The organism is Shuttleworthella sp. MSX8B (assembly GCF_000524295.1).
Lineage (GTDB): Bacteria > Bacillota > Clostridia > Lachnospirales > Lachnospiraceae > Shuttleworthia > Shuttleworthia satelles.
This window is the reverse complement of the sequence record NZ_JAQT01000034.1, coordinates 68,127-82,497: the sequence shown is the minus strand read 5'-3', so window position 1 is coordinate 82,497 and position 14,371 is coordinate 68,127. Positions and strand designations below refer to the sequence as shown.

15 protein-coding genes and 1 tRNA gene are annotated in these 14,371 nt (G+C 52.5%); 2 read left to right on the top strand and 14 right to left on the bottom strand.

The genetic code is table 11. The annotated features are described in order from the left end of the window. Window positions 1–153 precede the first annotated feature (153 nt). The 7 genes from HMPREF1508_RS09075 to HMPREF1508_RS09045 form a co-directional block, all read right to left on the bottom strand. Window positions 154–1,200, bottom strand: a complete 1,047-nt coding sequence (locus tag HMPREF1508_RS09075; protein WP_049906961.1) for a lactonase family protein — start codon at window positions 1,198–1,200, stop codon at window positions 154–156. Next, the gene (locus HMPREF1508_RS09070; protein ID WP_044961325.1) at window positions 1,197–2,438 is read right to left on the bottom strand and encodes a peptidase U32 family protein; all 1,242 of its coding nucleotides are present in this window, start codon (window positions 2,436–2,438) and stop codon (window positions 1,197–1,199) included. Before HMPREF1508_RS09070 ends, HMPREF1508_RS09075 begins: the two co-directional genes overlap by 4 nt. 9 nt (window positions 2,439–2,447) lie before the next feature. After that, the gene (locus tag HMPREF1508_RS09065) at window positions 2,448–3,092 is read right to left on the bottom strand and encodes an O-methyltransferase (RefSeq protein ID WP_044961324.1); all 645 of its coding nucleotides are present in this window, start codon (window positions 3,090–3,092) and stop codon (window positions 2,448–2,450) included. Window positions 3,093–3,096: 4 nt separating this feature from the next. Beyond that, window positions 3,097–4,812, bottom strand: coding sequence for a ribonuclease J (locus HMPREF1508_RS09060; protein WP_044961371.1), 1,716 nt, complete (start codon window positions 4,810–4,812; stop codon window positions 3,097–3,099). Window positions 4,813–5,114: 302 nt separating this feature from the next. Further along, a complete protein-coding gene (locus HMPREF1508_RS09055) occupies window positions 5,115–5,387 on the bottom strand; it encodes a DUF1292 domain-containing protein (protein ID WP_044961322.1) in 273 nt (90 codons plus the stop codon). Window positions 5,388–5,560: 173 nt separating this feature from the next. Then, entirely contained in the window at window positions 5,561–5,989 is a 429-nt protein-coding gene (gene ruvX, locus HMPREF1508_RS09050; RefSeq protein ID WP_314931008.1) for a Holliday junction resolvase RuvX, read from the bottom strand. A 7-nt stretch (window positions 5,990–5,996) separates the two neighbouring features. Then, window positions 5,997–6,266, bottom strand: a complete 270-nt coding sequence (locus HMPREF1508_RS09045) for an IreB family regulatory phosphoprotein (protein WP_006905081.1) — start codon at window positions 6,264–6,266, stop codon at window positions 5,997–5,999. 276 nt (window positions 6,267–6,542) lie between these two features. Here HMPREF1508_RS09045 and HMPREF1508_RS09040 point away from each other — a divergent pair. After that, a tRNA-Ala gene (locus HMPREF1508_RS09040) sits at window positions 6,543–6,615 on the top strand. 165 nt (window positions 6,616–6,780) lie between these two features. On the opposite strand, the gene HMPREF1508_RS09035 is transcribed toward HMPREF1508_RS09040, so the two are convergent. The 6 genes from HMPREF1508_RS09035 to ftsH all read right to left on the bottom strand — a co-directional run bounded on the left by HMPREF1508_RS09035 (window position 6,781) and on the right by ftsH (window position 12,783). After that, entirely contained in the window at window positions 6,781–7,416 is a 636-nt protein-coding gene (locus tag HMPREF1508_RS09035) for a hypothetical protein (RefSeq protein WP_084640327.1), read from the bottom strand. A gap of 4 nt (window positions 7,417–7,420) precedes the next feature. Next, window positions 7,421–8,254: a metal ABC transporter permease gene (locus tag HMPREF1508_RS09030; protein ID WP_044961318.1), complete on the bottom strand. Its 834-nt coding sequence runs from the start codon at window positions 8,252–8,254 to the stop codon at window positions 7,421–7,423. Beyond that, entirely contained in the window at window positions 8,251–8,961 is a 711-nt protein-coding gene (locus HMPREF1508_RS09025; protein ID WP_044961317.1) for a metal ABC transporter ATP-binding protein, read from the bottom strand. The genes HMPREF1508_RS09030 and HMPREF1508_RS09025 overlap by 4 nt, the downstream gene beginning before the upstream one ends. A 48-nt stretch (window positions 8,962–9,009) precedes the next feature. Beyond that, the gene (locus tag HMPREF1508_RS09020; protein ID WP_044961315.1) at window positions 9,010–10,020 is read right to left on the bottom strand and encodes a metal ABC transporter substrate-binding protein; all 1,011 of its coding nucleotides are present in this window, start codon (window positions 10,018–10,020) and stop codon (window positions 9,010–9,012) included. Window positions 10,021–10,140: 120 nt separating this feature from the next. Then, window positions 10,141–10,545 carry a Fur family transcriptional regulator gene (locus HMPREF1508_RS09015; RefSeq protein ID WP_044961313.1) on the bottom strand — a complete coding sequence of 135 codons (405 nt, stop codon included), beginning with the start codon at window positions 10,543–10,545 and terminating at the stop codon, window positions 10,141–10,143. Between the two features lie 141 nt (window positions 10,546–10,686). Then, entirely contained in the window at window positions 10,687–12,783 is a 2,097-nt protein-coding gene (ftsH, locus tag HMPREF1508_RS09010; protein ID WP_084640332.1) for an ATP-dependent zinc metalloprotease FtsH, read from the bottom strand. Between the two features lie 324 nt (window positions 12,784–13,107). Here ftsH and HMPREF1508_RS09005 point away from each other — a divergent pair, with 324 nt between their 5' ends. After that, the gene (locus tag HMPREF1508_RS09005; protein WP_049906959.1) at window positions 13,108–13,719 is read left to right on the top strand and encodes a YdcF family protein; all 612 of its coding nucleotides are present in this window, start codon (window positions 13,108–13,110) and stop codon (window positions 13,717–13,719) included. A 96-nt stretch (window positions 13,720–13,815) separates the two neighbouring features. Here HMPREF1508_RS09005 and HMPREF1508_RS09000 read toward each other — a convergent pair whose 3' ends face one another. Beyond that, complete coding sequence (locus HMPREF1508_RS09000) at window positions 13,816–14,313, bottom strand: hypothetical protein (RefSeq protein WP_198015638.1); 498 nt, start codon at window positions 14,311–14,313, stop codon at window positions 13,816–13,818. Window positions 14,314–14,371: the final 58 nt, after the last annotated feature.

Sequence of the window (14,371 nt, the reverse complement as noted above, 5' to 3'; positions counted from 1 at the left end):
ACCGCAAGAGCAGCCACTGGTGACCCGCTCCTCGGAAATATTTACTGGCACATTTTAAATTGGGCTGAATCCGAAACTCTCCGCGGTCGTCTGACCGTCATGAACAACGGAATAGGGGAACCGCAAAGCGGTTCCCCTGAAGCCTTACCAAAATCACCTGATCTCATGGATCAGAATGCAGTTGGGAGTGGACAAGGCAATGGGTTTATTTTTCATCAGTCCGTAGTTCTTTTCGTGATTGAGATGAAAACTGCGGATCTCATCGCTGTCGTGGTTTAATACCAGATAGTAATCGCCCCCCGGCAGAAGGGCCAGCTCCTTGGGATAGTCCCCGGAGATATGGGTTGTGAAGATCCAGGTCAGCCTGCCCTTGTCATCAATCGCGTTGCAGGCGACGGAATTTCTGGCGTCGACAGAGACATAGAGATACTTGCCGTCCGCGGAGAGCTTCAGGTCGGCGCAGGCGGCGTTGCCCGCCTTGGTGAAGAGATGCAGCTCCTGGGCCAGGTCAAACTGGGCCCCCCGGTCTTCTCTATAATCGAGAACCATCACCGTATTGGTGGTCTCGGTCAGGATATAGGCCTGCTTGCCATTGACACCGAAGGCCATGGTACGGGGAGCAGAATTCATGGGACAGCGGATGATGTTTTCGAGCTTTAACTTGCCCCTCTCGTAGTCCACCTCGTAGATCTTGACCTGATCGATGCCCTTGTCCACGGCGCAGAGATACTTCTCGTTCGGAGTTAGAACAACGCTGGTGACGTGGGGATTCTCTCTCTTCTCGACGGAGGAGAAGCCCAGTCGCTGATGGAAAATACCGTCGGCGATATCACCGACCGATCCGTCGGCATTGATCCGCATCATGGTCACGCGGCCATCGTGAAAACCGCCGACAAAAGCATAGCGCCTCTTGGAATCCAGGCAGAGGGAATGTCCCCGCATGCCTCCGATCCAGTTGGTATTGATGAATTCCAGGTCCCCGTTGCCATCTATATGGTAGGCGGACAGACCCTGATCCACAGTCGCGTAGAGATACTGCCCGTCTGAGGAGATACGCACATCAGAGACATTGTCTGCCTTGACCTTGGACCGCTCCCTAAGAACCGCGCTGTCGGGATCCAGGTCATAGACATGAATCCCCATCGGATCCTTCTGCGTATAAATACCGACATAGGCCACATACTTCTTGCTTGTCATCATCCTTCTCGCGCCTCCTCCTGTCTCCGCAGGATATCGTATTGGTCGACTGTGCCTCCATCGACCCCAATCCATATCATCTGCCTGGGATGGGGGCAGGACTCCTGGGGCTTGCCCTCGCTGTCGGTGATCGATGTCACAGTCACCTCTACATTATCCCCATTCGGCTTCATGATTTCAATGCTGTCTCCAAGGCAGAACTTGTTCTTCTGTTCGATAAGAAAGGTCCCGTCCTCCCGGATTTTCTGCGCCTGTCCCAGATAGGTGGCCCCCCTGACATAGGAATTTTCCTCGTAGATCTGGTCCTCCTCGCTGGGCTTGCCGAAGAAAAAGCCTGTCGAGTACTGGCGATAGGTGCAGGAGCGGATCTGCTCCCGATACCAGTCCATGTGCTTTTGATACAAACCCGGATCCTTAAGATAGTCGTCAATAGCCCTGCGGTAAGTGCGGGCTACCGTAGCTACATAGAGGGCGGTCTTCATGCGTCCCTCGATCTTGAGGGAGTCAATGCCCGCGTCAATCATCTCCGGGATATGCTCGATCATGCACAGATCCTTGGAATTCATGATGTAGCTGCCGCGCGCGTCCTCCTCGATGGGCATATACTGACCGGGCCGTTTCTCCTCCACCAGGCTGTACTTCCACCGGCAGGCGTGTGTGCACTCGCCCTGGTTGGCATCCTTTCCCGTCATATAGTTGGAGAGCAGGCAGCGACCGGAATAGGCCATGCACATGGCCCCGTGAACAAAGGCCTCGATCTCCAGATTCGAATCAATATGATCCCGGATCTCCCTGATCTCCGCAAGGGAGAGCTCCCTGGCGGCAACAACGCGGGTCGCTCCCAGGGAATGCCAGAAGTTATAGGTTCCCCAGTTGGTGTTATTAGCCTGGGTGGAGATGTGAATGTCGATCCCGGGGCAGACCTCCCGGGCGATCATAAAGACCGCCGGGTCCGCGATCAGGATGGCATCCGGCCTGATCTGATCCATCTGCCTGAAGTATTCCCTGACCCCGTCCAGATCCTCATTGTGGGCATAGATATTAGCGGTGACATAGACCTTGACCCCCCGCGCGTGGGCGAAGGAGATGCCATCCTCCATTTCCTTTAGGCTGAAGTTTCTGGCATTGGCTCGAAGACCAAACGCCTCCCCGCCGATATAGACAGCATTTGCCCCGTAGATGACCGCCGTCTTTAAAACCTCAAGACTGGAAGCGGGACAGAGCAGTTCAATAGGTCTCATGAAAAGTCCTTACTGTTTGACGCGCACGCTGACCGAGAGACCGTCGCCGACGTTGAGGATGTCGGTGACAAACCGCCCGTCGTGGGTCAACTCCCACAGGTACTCTCGCATGCGCTTGTGTATGGTTCGATTGCGCCGGGTCACAGCAAAATGGGACTCGATGATATCCCCCTCCTGCAGGACATTATCCGTGACGATGACGCTGCCAGGGCCGGACAGACGGATCAGCTGCGGCCAGTAATTGATGTACTGGCCCTTGGCCGCGTCCATGAAAATCAGGTCATAGGGGCCTTTTAATCCGGGCAGGACATCCCGGGCGTCTCCCTCCAGAAGGGTGATCTCCTCCTCTAATCCCATCCTGCGAAAGTTCTCTCTGGCGGCAGAAATTCTCGGCTGATAGTTTTCAATCGTAGTGATCCTGCAGGATACAGGATTATAGGTTGCCATAAAGGATGCCGAAAAACCGACCGCTGTCCCGACTTCAAGAATCCCGGACGGACGACGCAGGGCGAGGAGGACGCGAAGATACTGCTGGGTATCCCTGCGAATGACGGGCACATGGTCCGCCAGGGCCCTCTTTTCAACTGCGGCCAGGTCAGCAGTCAGATCCGGGTAGAGAGAACTCAAATAGCCCTTCAGCCTTCTCTCATCCATCGTCTTACACTTCCATGATAATGGGCAGAATCATGGGACTCCTCTGGGTCTGCTTCCAGACAAAGGCGGAAAGAGCGTCCTTGATCTGATTCTTAATCTCTGCCCAGTCGGAAATGCCATCCTCCTCGCACTTCCTGACCGTCGCGTTGAGGACTGCCCGGGCGTCTTCCATCAGGTCCTCCGCCCCGCGGACATAGACGAAACCGCGGGATACCAGATCCGGTCCGGCCACAATCTCACCGGAGGCGGAATCCATGGTCATGGCAACGATAATGATGCCATCCTCGGCCAGCTTCTGCCGGTCGCGCAGGACGATATTCCCGACGTCTCCGACACCGAGTCCATCGACCATAACCGCGCCGGTCTGAACCTTGCCGACTACCTTGTGGAAGTCCTCGTTGATCTCGAGAACATCGCCGGTCTGAATCATGAGAACATGATCCTTTGGAACCCCAACCGCCTGAGCCAAACGCCCCTGCGCCATGCGGTGCTTGATCTCCCCGTGAACCGGGACAGAATAGGTGGGCTTGACCAAAGAGTAGATCAGCTTGATGTCCTCGGCGCAGGCATGACCTGAGACATGGACATCCTGGTTGACAATCTCAGCCCCCTTGGCGATCAGCTCGTTCATGATGCCGGAGACAGACTTCTCATTGCCGGGAATCGGATGGGAGGAGAAGACAACAACATCGTTTGGAGTAATCTGTACCTTGCGGTGAATCCCATTGGCCATACGGGACAGAGCCGCCATAGTCTCTCCCTGAGATCCGGTGGTGATCAGGCAGATCCTGTTGTCCGGATAATTGCGGATATCATTGACGTCGATCAGGGTATTATCCGGAATGTCCAGATAACCCAGGGAAGAGGCAATCCCAATGATATTGACCATGGATCTTCCCTCGACGACCACCTTGCGGCCGTACTTGTAGGCGGAATTGATGATCTGCTGCACACGGTCTACATTCGAGGCGAAGGTGGCGATGATCAGGCGCTGGGTCTTGTGCTCGGCGAAAATGGTGTCGATGGTGTGGCCAACCGTCTTCTCGGAGGCGGTAAAACCGCTCCGCTCGGCATTTGTGGAATCACAGAGCAGGGCTAAGACCCCCTTCTTTCCAAGCTCCGCAAAGCGCTGCAGATCTATGGGATCGCCAAAGACGGGTGTGTAGTCCACCTTGAAATCGCCGGTGTGGACAATGGTTCCCGCGGGGGAACTGATGGCGAGCGCTGCCGCGTCCTGAATGGAGTGATTGGTTTTGATGAACTCAACCTTGAACTGTCCGGCGGTAATTGTCGATCCGAATTTGACCACCTTGCGCTTGACCTTGGAGAGCATGTGCTTCTCCTCCAGCTTGTGCTCGATAATAGCCATCGTCAACCTGGTGGCATAGATGGGGGCATTGATCTCATTTAGAACATAGGGAATGGCCCCGATGTGATCCTCATGTCCGTGGGTAATAAAGAAGCCCCGGATCTTGCTCTCGTTTTCTTTCAGATAGGTGATATCCGGAATCACCAGATCCACGCCGTACATATCGTCATCGGGAAAGGCCAGACCGCAGTCCACCACAATGATATCGTTGCCGTACTCAAATGCGGTGATATTCATGCCGATCTGCCCAAGACCGCCCAGAGGGATGATCTTTACCGTCGGTCCATTGGCTTTCTTACGTCCGCGTCCCCTTGCGCTCTTTACCTGGGGCAGGTCTGACTGGTCCTGCATCTCCGTTTTTCTGGGGCGCGTACTGCGTCTTGGCGCTGTTGTCCTGCTCTCTTTTTCCTGGCCGCTCTCGTTTTTCCCGCGGCCCCTTGCGCGGCTTCCCTGCTGCGTCTCCTGTCCCTGCTCGGCGCCCTCTCTGTGCGGCGCTCTGCGGCGATAAGGCCTGGCAGCCTGTTCCCTGCTGCTTTCCTTCTTCTTTTTCATCTCTTCTGTCATAATTTAATCCTTTCTTATCATCATTCGTCCTGTGTCACACCCAATTTGAGCCGCTTATCATAAATTTATGGGCGCGATATCAGGGCATCTTATTCTCTGATAAATTCCGTGTCATCCATCAGCTCTTCAAAGAGCCTGGCGATCGCCTGATATTCATCCTCATCCTCAACGGGACAATAGGTAAGGTCATCCGCATCCTCCCCCTCCTCGCGAAAGATAAAGGCATCCGCGTCTCCTGCCGGGTCCTCTGACAGCAGAAGATATTTTCTGCCGGCCAGAACCGTCTCCTCTAAGACATAGAGCTCCTCTGTCTGTCCGGTCTCAAGATCTGTAAAAGTAATCGTGGAGATTTTGTCTTCCATACAGTCCTCTCTGTCCTAAATCGTCTCTTATCCAATCCCCTGAAGAGATGGAGATCCTGCGTACTCTCCCGCAAGCTCTGCGAGGCAGACCATAAACCCATCCCAAACACACAAAAAAGAGTTCCGGGACGGAGCTCTGTGATCTCTATTCTATGCAGAAAGCAGAAAATCTGTCACTGGCGCAAATCTTCCAAATAGCGCTCCAAAATCAGCTGGGCGGAGAGCTCATCCAGGTGCCTCTTGCGTTTCCCGACAGGGACGCCGCTTTTTTCCAGGATCTCATCCGCTTCTATCGTAGAAAGCCTCTCATCATACATTTCGACGGCAATTCCGGTTCTCTGCGCGACCTGATCGGCGAAGTCTCTCGCCATCCCGGCCCTCTCGCCCTCACTGTCATCCATATTGACAGGAAGTCCCACCAGAATCAGACGAATCTCTCTGTCTCTGGCAATCTGGTCTATTCTGGCCAGTGTCTTTCGCAGCTTGTTCTCGCGCTTTCGCCAGACAGTCTCCACCGCCTGCGCTGTCAGGCCGAGCGAATCCGTGCAGGCCACTCCAACCGTCTTGGCCCCGTAGTCTAAGGCCATGATATGATCTGCCAAACGAGGCTTAGTCATGATCCTTCAATTCACTGAGAATATAGGATCTGAGCAATTCCTCGACGATCTCGTCCCTCTCCACCTTCATGATGAGACTTCTGGCGCCCTTGTGGCTGGTAATGAAGGTGGGATCTCCAGACATAATATAACCGACGATCTGATTGGAGGGGCTGTACCCCTTCTCTACCAGAGCGTCATAAACAACCCGAAGGATCTCCTTCGTGCTCACCTCATTATCCTTTGTCAACTTGAAATACTGCGTATTTTCTAAATTCTGCATATGAATCACGCACCTTACTGCTTATGATCAAGCATCGTCCTGTCAATTCTAATACACCTGCCCCGAGATGTAAACCTTCCTCCGCGGCAGTTCCTGCCGGCCAGCCCCAGCCATCCTCAGGCTTTGCTCCTGTCAGGCCATCGCCAGGATTTACTCCGCCAAACCATCCAAAAAATCTCGAAGAATTCGCCGGCCCATCTCAAAAATTCGCCGGCCCACCCCAAAATTTAGCTTGTCGGATAGGGACGACTCTGTTATTCTAAGTGCATCCGATTCGGGGGCGTAGCTCAGTTGGGAGAGCGCTTGAATGGCATTCAAGAGGTCATGGGTTCAAGTCCCACCGTCTCCACTATGATTTTTAAGACTTTACGGCACCATTGATTTTTTAGGACTTCACCAGCTTGTGGAGTCTTTTTTGTATGCTATTGTCGGCGGCTTGTAAGAGTATTTTGATCTGACCGGTCATTGTCTTTGGACAAACGTCATAGGAGAAATCATTCCCCAACAGCTTCATCTACCAGCTCAGCTCCGCATTTTTTAACCTGCAGTATTTATTTTGTCCCCCGTTTTCCTGATAGGTCTCAAAGACCCCGGTGACGCAGATCTGTGTATTTTCCCCGGGGTACTCGTCCGGATACCGGTGACTTCCGTCTCCCCAGACGAACTCAATTCCATTCTGACAGCAGCCCTGCGCGTCCTTGATAATACAGCAGTAGTAATTGTTCCCGTCCACGGAAACGACATTTAAAATTCCGGCAATTCGAATGCGCTTTCCCACAAATCTCTCCGGCTCCGTCATCATCTGAAAGACGTTGGCATAGACCATGTCGGCTCCCATCGTTGTCAGGTCACAGTCCAGCTTTTCCCTGTCTGCGTTTGCCTGCGACTGATTGCCAGTGTCCCCGGACCCGGAGGACTCTGTGGTCTGACTTTTGCTCCCCGGCTCAGGGTCCTGAGCTTTTGCCGTATCATCTGCCGCGTTTGAAGAGTCCTTTTCCTTTTGGATTTGCCCCTGGACAGTATCCTCCACCTTATTCCCGGTTTTCCCGCGGCTGACTGCCCGGTTGGCGCCACAGCCTGTAAGCAGAAAGAAGGCAGTCAGGACTGCAATTATTTTTATCGTGAATTTACATTGATACCGATGCGTCATCCGATCAACCTCTGATCTTTCCCACGACAAGGTGTAAAAAGAAAACTCCCATATCAAACAGAACGATGGTTGCCCCAACCGGCGTAGAAGCCAGAATGGAGAAGACAATTCCAAATGCGGCTCCCAGCACAGATAAGACCGCCGCGTAGATCACCGATCCTCTGAAGCTGCGAAATACCTGCATGGCCGAGAGAGCCGGAAATACCAGGAGGGCCGTAATCAAAAGCGACCCGACCAGGTCCATTGCCATGACGATAATCACCGCGATTAAAACCGCGATCATCGTCTGATAGGCCCCCACCCTGATCCCTGAAGCGGCGGCAAAGTCCTCGTCAAAGGTCACCGCGAAGATCTTATGATAAAAGAGAACGAAGATCATCACCGTGAGCAGGGACATCACGAGGCACATCTGCACCTGGGCCTGGGTCAGCGTCAGAATAGAGGTGGAACCGAAGAGAGTTGTGCAGACATCTCCTGAGACATTGGCGGAGACAGAAAAGACATTCATCAGCAGATAGCCTGCTGCCAGTGTTGAGACAGATACGATGGCGAGTGTCGCGTCGCCATGGATGCGCTCACTTGAGCCAAAGCGCAGAAGCACCAAGGCGCAGAGGATTGTAACCGGCATGACCAGAAGGCTGTAGTCTGACAGCTTTAAAATCGCAGCCACCGCCATCGCGCCAAAGGCCGCATGCGACAATCCGTCTCCGATATATGAAAATCCCCTGAGTACAAGAATCACCCCGAGAAGGGCGGAACACATGGCAATCAAAATCCCGGCAATCAGGGCGCGCTGCACAAATGGAAAATTCAGGTAATACATCAACATACCGATCATAAATCCATTGCCTCTTCTTCCCATGCCTGCAGTGTTTTCCAGTACAGGCTCTTCTGATAATCCTCCCTTGTTCCGAAGAAATGCTGTTTCCTCCCGACATGGAGCACATAACCTGCATATTCCATGGCCTTTAAATCATGTGTAATCATCATAATTGTGACTCCGGCCGCGTGAAGGTCTCCCGTAATCTGGTACAGCTGGTTCCTTGCCGCCGGATCCAGTCCCGCAACCGGTTCGTCAAGAATCAGAACCTTAGACGCCGCGCATAGAGCTCTCGCCAGCAGGGTTCTCTGCTTTTGGCCGCCGGACAGATTGCGATAACTGCTTTTGCGCATGTCCCACATACCCACTTGTCTGAGCCTTTCCTCGCACCGGTCTTTTGCCTCTCTCGAATAGAAGAGGCGGCGGTTCTTCACGGCGGTGCCGGACATAGCCACTTCCCACACGGTCGCCGGAAAATTCTTCTGGTGAGCGCTCTGCTGAGGCAGATACCCGATCTCCTCCGACTTGAGCCCGTCACCGATCTCGATTTCTCCGGATACCGGATCCAGTAAGCCTAAAAGCGTCTTCATCAAGGTGCTTTTGCCGGCGCCATTCATCCCGACAAGACACAGGTAATCCCCTGGATTCAAGTCAAAGCTCAGATCCTTTGCGACAGCTTTTCCACCATATCCCACAGACAGGTGTCTGCATCTGATATACGACATCGATCGCCTTTCTCCTTTATCCTACCCCCTTGTCCTCACTTCTCTGTTTTAATTGAGGGCCGCCTTTAAAACTTCCAAATTGTTTTCCATAGACTTCAGATAGGTCTTTCCCTTTTCAATATCATCTCTTGATACCGACTGCAGGGAGTCCATCGCCATAATCTTCTGGTTCTTCTCTCTCGTGTTCTCCCGGATGGTACTGGCAATCTTCTGATCAGACTTCTCGATTGTCAGAATGACCGGTAAATGAAGCTCATCCGCCTTTTTCGCCAGGAAGCTGATCGTCTGAAAGCTGGCCTCTGTCTCGGCGCTGCATCCGACAAAGGCAGCGTAATACTTGAGGCCGTAATCGTCAATCAGGTAGCGGAAGGGAAAGCGGTCTCCAAACAGGAGGACCTTATGTCCTGATTTCTTGATCTCGTTCTCATATCTTTCATCCAGTTCTCTGAGCTTATTCACATAATCCTGCGTATTTGCAGCGATCGCGTCGGCGTCAGACGGATCTATTTTCTTCATTTTATCTGAGATCAAGGTCACCAGAGTCTGGGCATTTTTCAGAGACAGCCAGACATGCTCATCATACTCCGGCTCCTTCTGCCCTTCCTCCTCCTCTTCTTCCTCTGTCTGCATCCCCTCTACGACCTCTTCCTCCTTCTTGCCGTCTCCGAGGGCCTCTAACATATTGACCGTCTCTATCGAGTGATTGGACCTGTCTTTCAGCGCGTCTTCCACCCATCCGTCGGACTCTCCGCCCACATAGATAAAGAGATTGGCCCCCTCGATCCTGGCCATGTCCGACGCGCTCGGCCGGTAACTGTGCAGATCGACGCCGCTCTCCATCAGATAGGATACATCAAATTTATCCTGAAGTTGACCCACCAGGTTCATCACCCAGTCATACTGCGGATATGTCGTACAGACGATCCGGTACTTTTCCTGACCGGCTTCCGCAGATTTTTTCTCCCCATCTGTTCCCTTTGCCGCAGAAAACCCGCAGCCCGTAAATACAAGCATGGCCAAAACAGGCACAAGCAGCAGAGATAGCATCTTTTTTTTCATTTGTCTTGCAGATCCTTTCTATTTCCCCATGGCGTTCCTATTTTCTCCATGGTGTTTCTATTTCCCCATGGCGTTCCTATTTTCTCCATGGCGTTCCCCAAAATGTCGGCCAAGATCTATCTACCCTCGGCAGTTCCTGCAATATCCGGACAGACCGCTGTTGTCTATTGTCACCTCAAAACCGTAGGCTTCCTGAACCTGGCGCAGGAAGTCCTCCGCGAACAGGTCTTCCAGATGAATGACTCGTCCGCAGGCTCTGCACCTGGCATGCAGATGGCGATGGCAGGACTCCCCCTCCGCGGCGCTCTGATAAAACAGACGATCTGTATCGTCCGGGCGAAAGGCAATCAGACGGCGATCTCGGGTCATCCGGTCCAGAGTTCGGTATATCGTAGCCCGGTCTACCGTCTTATCCTGTTCTCTCATGTCCCTGAGCAGTGTCCCGACGTCAAAGGCCTGTTCCGGATGCCTCTGTATGTAGTCTTCGATAACCTGAACTCCCTTGGAGTGATATCGTCTCTGCATAGCTCCTCATTTCGCGACTTATTTGCGTTTTTTATCATAAAAAGCAGCCGCGCATTTGTCAAGGCGGGTCTGAAAAAAGGGCCTCTTCTCAGCTGAGAAGAGACCCAGATACCTTGGATTCAAAAGATTTGCTTCCTTTTCTCACACTTCCTCCTCATCCGAAGTGCTGGAGGTTTTCCCGTCCATGTCCACAGGCTCCTTCGTATCGACGGATTCCTTCTCTCTGTCGATGGAATCCTCTCCTGCGTCAACTGACTCCTTCGCTCCGTCGACGGAATCCTCTGCTGCGTCAACTGACTCTTTCGCTCCGTCGACAGAATCCTCTCCTGCGTCAACTGACTCTTTCGCTCCGTTGATGGAATCCTCTCCCGCATCAATTGGCTCCTTTGCCATGGGGATTCCCCTCCGCTTAGCCGGGGCATTGAGGATCTGCATGAACTCCTCTCCTGTGATGGTCTCACGGAAGTAGAGATACTCAGCCAGTTCATCCAGCTTGGCCTTGTTGTCGGCGATCAGCTTGCGGGCCTTGTCATGCTGCTTTCGAACCAGCTCCACGACCCTGTGGTCGATCAGGGCCTGTGTCTCCGGCGAGCAGGCCAGAGAAGTATCTCCTCCCAGATATTGGTTGGTCACGGTCTCCATGGCCACCATGCCGAATTCATCCGACATTCCGTAGCGGGTAATCATGGCCCTGGCCAATTTCGTCGCCTTCTCTATATCATTGGAAGCTCCGGTCGTCACGGAATGAAACTCGATCTCCTCGGCAGCTCTGCCCCCTGTTAAGGTGGCAATCTGGTTCTCCATCTCCTCCCTGCTCATCAGATAGTGATTTCCCTCATCCTCTACCTGCATGGTATAGCCCAGGGCTCCGGAGGTGCGGGGTACAATCGTGATCTTTGTCACAGGCGCGGAGTGAGACTGCAGGGCAGCGACCAGAGCATGGCCGATCTCGTGGTAGGAGACGATCAGCTTCTCCTTGTCGCTTAAAATGGCATTCTTCTTCTGATAACCCGCGATGACAACCTCAATGGACTCCTCCAGATCTTCTTCCGTCGCGAAGGAACGCCCGGCGCGGACGGCCCGAAGAGCGGCTTCATTGACCATATTGGCCAGCTCGGCCCCGGAGGCTCCGGCTGCCATACGAGCGACCTTATCGAAGTCGACATTGTCTCCGATCTTAACCTTCTTGGCATGCACCTTGAGAATATCAATTCTGCCCTGCAGATCCGGCAGTTCAACAGGAACCCGGCGGTCAAAACGTCCGGGACGGGTCAGGGCCGGATCAAGAGCCTCCGGCCGGTTGGTTGCCGCCAGAATAACAACGCCCAGATTATCCTCGAAGCCATCCATCTCCGTCAAAAGCTGGTTTAAGGTCTGTTCTCTCTCGTCATTGCCCCCGAAGTTGCCACCCTCTCTCTTCTTGCCAATGGCGTCAATCTCATCGATAAAGACGATACAGGGTGCTTTCTCCTTGGCCTGGCGGAAGAGGTCTCTGACCTTGGAGGCCCCCATGCCGACGAACATCTCCACGAATTCGGATCCGCTCATGGAAAAGAAGGGGACATTTGCCTCGCCGGCAACCGCCTTGGCCAGCATGGTCTTACCGGTTCCCGGAGGGCCCACAAGAAGAATTCCCTTGGGCATCTTGGCGCCGATAGCCGTATACTTATGGGGATCATGCAAGTACTCCACGATCTCCTGCAGGTTCTCCTTGGCCTCCTCCTCTCCGGCCACATCATCAAATCGTATGCCGTCAGAGCTCTTGACATAGATCTTGGCATTGGACTTTCCCATGCCGAAGCTGAGCGAATTACCGCCGAGCGCGCCTCCCATGCGATCCATCATCCTGCGGGAGAGAAGCTCTCCGATAACCCAGAAGATCATCAGAGGCAGGATAAAACTCAGAAGGAAACTCATCACCGGGCTGGTCTGTGTTCGAATCTGACCCGAGAACTTTGCTCCGGACTGATAGAGGCGGTCGGTCAGACCCTGATCATTGACCAGACCGGTCGTGTATTTATTGCCGCTCTTATCCGTAAAGGTGATCTGATTACTGTCAATGTCAACCTGGTCAATCTGCTTGTCATTTGTCATCTGAATAAAGGTGGAGTAGTCCACATTCTTAATCTGCGAAGACGACAGCCTGGGCAATACCATGGTGTTAATGACAATCATAGCTAAAAGGATCACCAGATAATAGACAGCCAGGGGCAGCTTTGGTTTCTTCACTTCGTTCATAGACATTTCTCACTTTCTTCCGGGCAGGTCACCTCCACAGGGAAACTTGCCTCGCCCGCAAAATATTGCATGACTTCCCGATAGATTTTGCTCCATGTCAACAATGAATAATATCCTCTGCGCATATCCATCGCTGTGAAGCAAATTCCCGCGTAATAAATCCATTTCCCGCGGATCATGCACTGACTATGATTAGCACTCTACTACTTTGTCTGCTAATAATCCAGCCTTTGCGCGTAATTTATAGAAAGTTAAGAAATTATGATAAGATGAGTCAAAGCTCTGCTAAAGCTGTTATTCTCAAATTGTATTCCGGGAGAAAGCATGACCCTCTTAACTATTTTCATCTATATCCTTTTTTCTCTGCTTGTCTTCGCCTTTGCCATTGCGACCGGCGCCATGCTCTTCGCCGCCCGCAGACTGCAACCCGACAGGATTACAGGCCATATTCCGGATACTCTGATTCTGCTGGGCTGTAAGATCAGAACCAGATCCATTGAGAGCCGTATCCGAACCGCGGCAGACTGGATGAAGGATCATCCCGACACCATCTGTATCTGTTCCGGCGGCCAGGGGAAAGACGAGGATATCTCCGAAGCCGAATACATGAAAGAGGGGCTGACAGCACAGGGCATCGACTGGAAGCGGCTTCCTATGGAACGCAATTCAACCAATACCAGGGAGAATCTGGCCCTCTCTCACCGGGTCATCGCCTCTCTTGGCCGAGGCGATTCCGCCATCATTATCACTTCCGCCTTCCACTGCTATCGGGCTGTCTTCCTCGGCCGCAGAGAGGGACTGCACTGTCTGGCTCTTCCCGCCCCCAATCCCAGGAAGAGTTTTCTCTTCTTCTATGCGCGGGAGGTCGTCGCCATCTGGGTCACGTGGCTGGGCGAATTCTTCTTCAGGAGCAACTACAGACGTCCAAAGTCATAACAGCCCTGAAACATAGCGCATTCTACGATCAACGCAAAAGAGGCCTGACATTTTGTCAAACCTCTTTGCGTCTTCTTGCATAACCTATTTCAGCATCTAGTTCTTTGGGGATAAAGTGCGGATCAAGTTGGCAAAGATGAGGCCAAGAACCGCAAAAGACACAACAGACAGATTCATAAAATAATAGAAATCAATCAGTATCCAAATAACGATCAATACTGCAGTCAAAATCATAAATCCCTTCTTTTGCATCTTTTGCAAAGCCAGAGCGATGAGCAGAAAGGCAAGAAGAACTCCAACCGTATTCACTCCCAATTGCAAGGTCGCATGATAGGTTCGCGCCGCAATCGATTCCGCGGCCTTGCTCCCCATATCATAAATAATGCATATCACTGGAATGATCATTCCTAATACAAAATCAATCATATCCCCTCCTAATCTACTGTCGGTCAACCCCATAGCACGATCCATACCACCCTCTCTCCCGGCTATTATTGCAGGCTGGCTCAAGTCACCGTAGCTACCCAAAAGTTGATCGTTATCCGTCGGTATATGTCTTATATAAAGAATATTCTCAAATCCAACGAAGTTCAATTCGCATTACAGATAAATCCCCTTCTCATTTCTTGTTGATAATGCCATTTCACCTCTA

Bases quoted from the DNA above. Each gene is read 5' to 3' on its own strand.
- HMPREF1508_RS09075 (WP_049906961.1), bottom strand. From the start codon at position 1,200: ATGATGACAAGCAAGAAGTATGTGGCCTATGTCGGTATTTATACGCAG.
- HMPREF1508_RS09070 (WP_044961325.1), bottom strand. From the start codon at position 2,438: ATGAGACCTATTGAACTGCTCTGTCCCGCTTCCAGTCTTGAGGTTTTA.
- HMPREF1508_RS09065 (WP_044961324.1), bottom strand. From the start codon at position 3,092: ATGGATGAGAGAAGGCTGAAGGGCTATTTGAGTTCTCTCTACCCGGAT.
- HMPREF1508_RS09060 (WP_044961371.1), bottom strand. From the start codon at position 4,812: ATGCAGGACCAGTCAGACCTGCCCCAGGTAAAGAGCGCAAGGGGACGC.
- HMPREF1508_RS09055 (WP_044961322.1), bottom strand. From the start codon at position 5,387: ATGGAAGACAAAATCTCCACGATTACTTTTACAGATCTTGAGACCGGA.
- HMPREF1508_RS09045 (WP_006905081.1), bottom strand. From the start codon at position 6,266: ATGCAGAATTTAGAAAATACGCAGTATTTCAAGTTGACAAAGGATAAT.
- HMPREF1508_RS09035 (WP_084640327.1), bottom strand. From the start codon at position 7,416: ATGACGCATCGGTATCAATGTAAATTCACGATAAAAATAATTGCAGTC.
- HMPREF1508_RS09030 (WP_044961318.1), bottom strand. From the start codon at position 8,254: ATGATCGGTATGTTGATGTATTACCTGAATTTTCCATTTGTGCAGCGC.
- HMPREF1508_RS09025 (WP_044961317.1), bottom strand. From the start codon at position 8,961: ATGTCGTATATCAGATGCAGACACCTGTCTGTGGGATATGGTGGAAAA.
- HMPREF1508_RS09020 (WP_044961315.1), bottom strand. From the start codon at position 10,020: ATGAAAAAAAAGATGCTATCTCTGCTGCTTGTGCCTGTTTTGGCCATG.
- HMPREF1508_RS09015 (WP_044961313.1), bottom strand. From the start codon at position 10,545: ATGCAGAGACGATATCACTCCAAGGGAGTTCAGGTTATCGAAGACTAC.
- ftsH (WP_084640332.1), bottom strand. From the start codon at position 12,783: ATGAACGAAGTGAAGAAACCAAAGCTGCCCCTGGCTGTCTATTATCTG.
- HMPREF1508_RS09005 (WP_049906959.1), top strand. From the start codon at position 13,108: ATGACCCTCTTAACTATTTTCATCTATATCCTTTTTTCTCTGCTTGTC.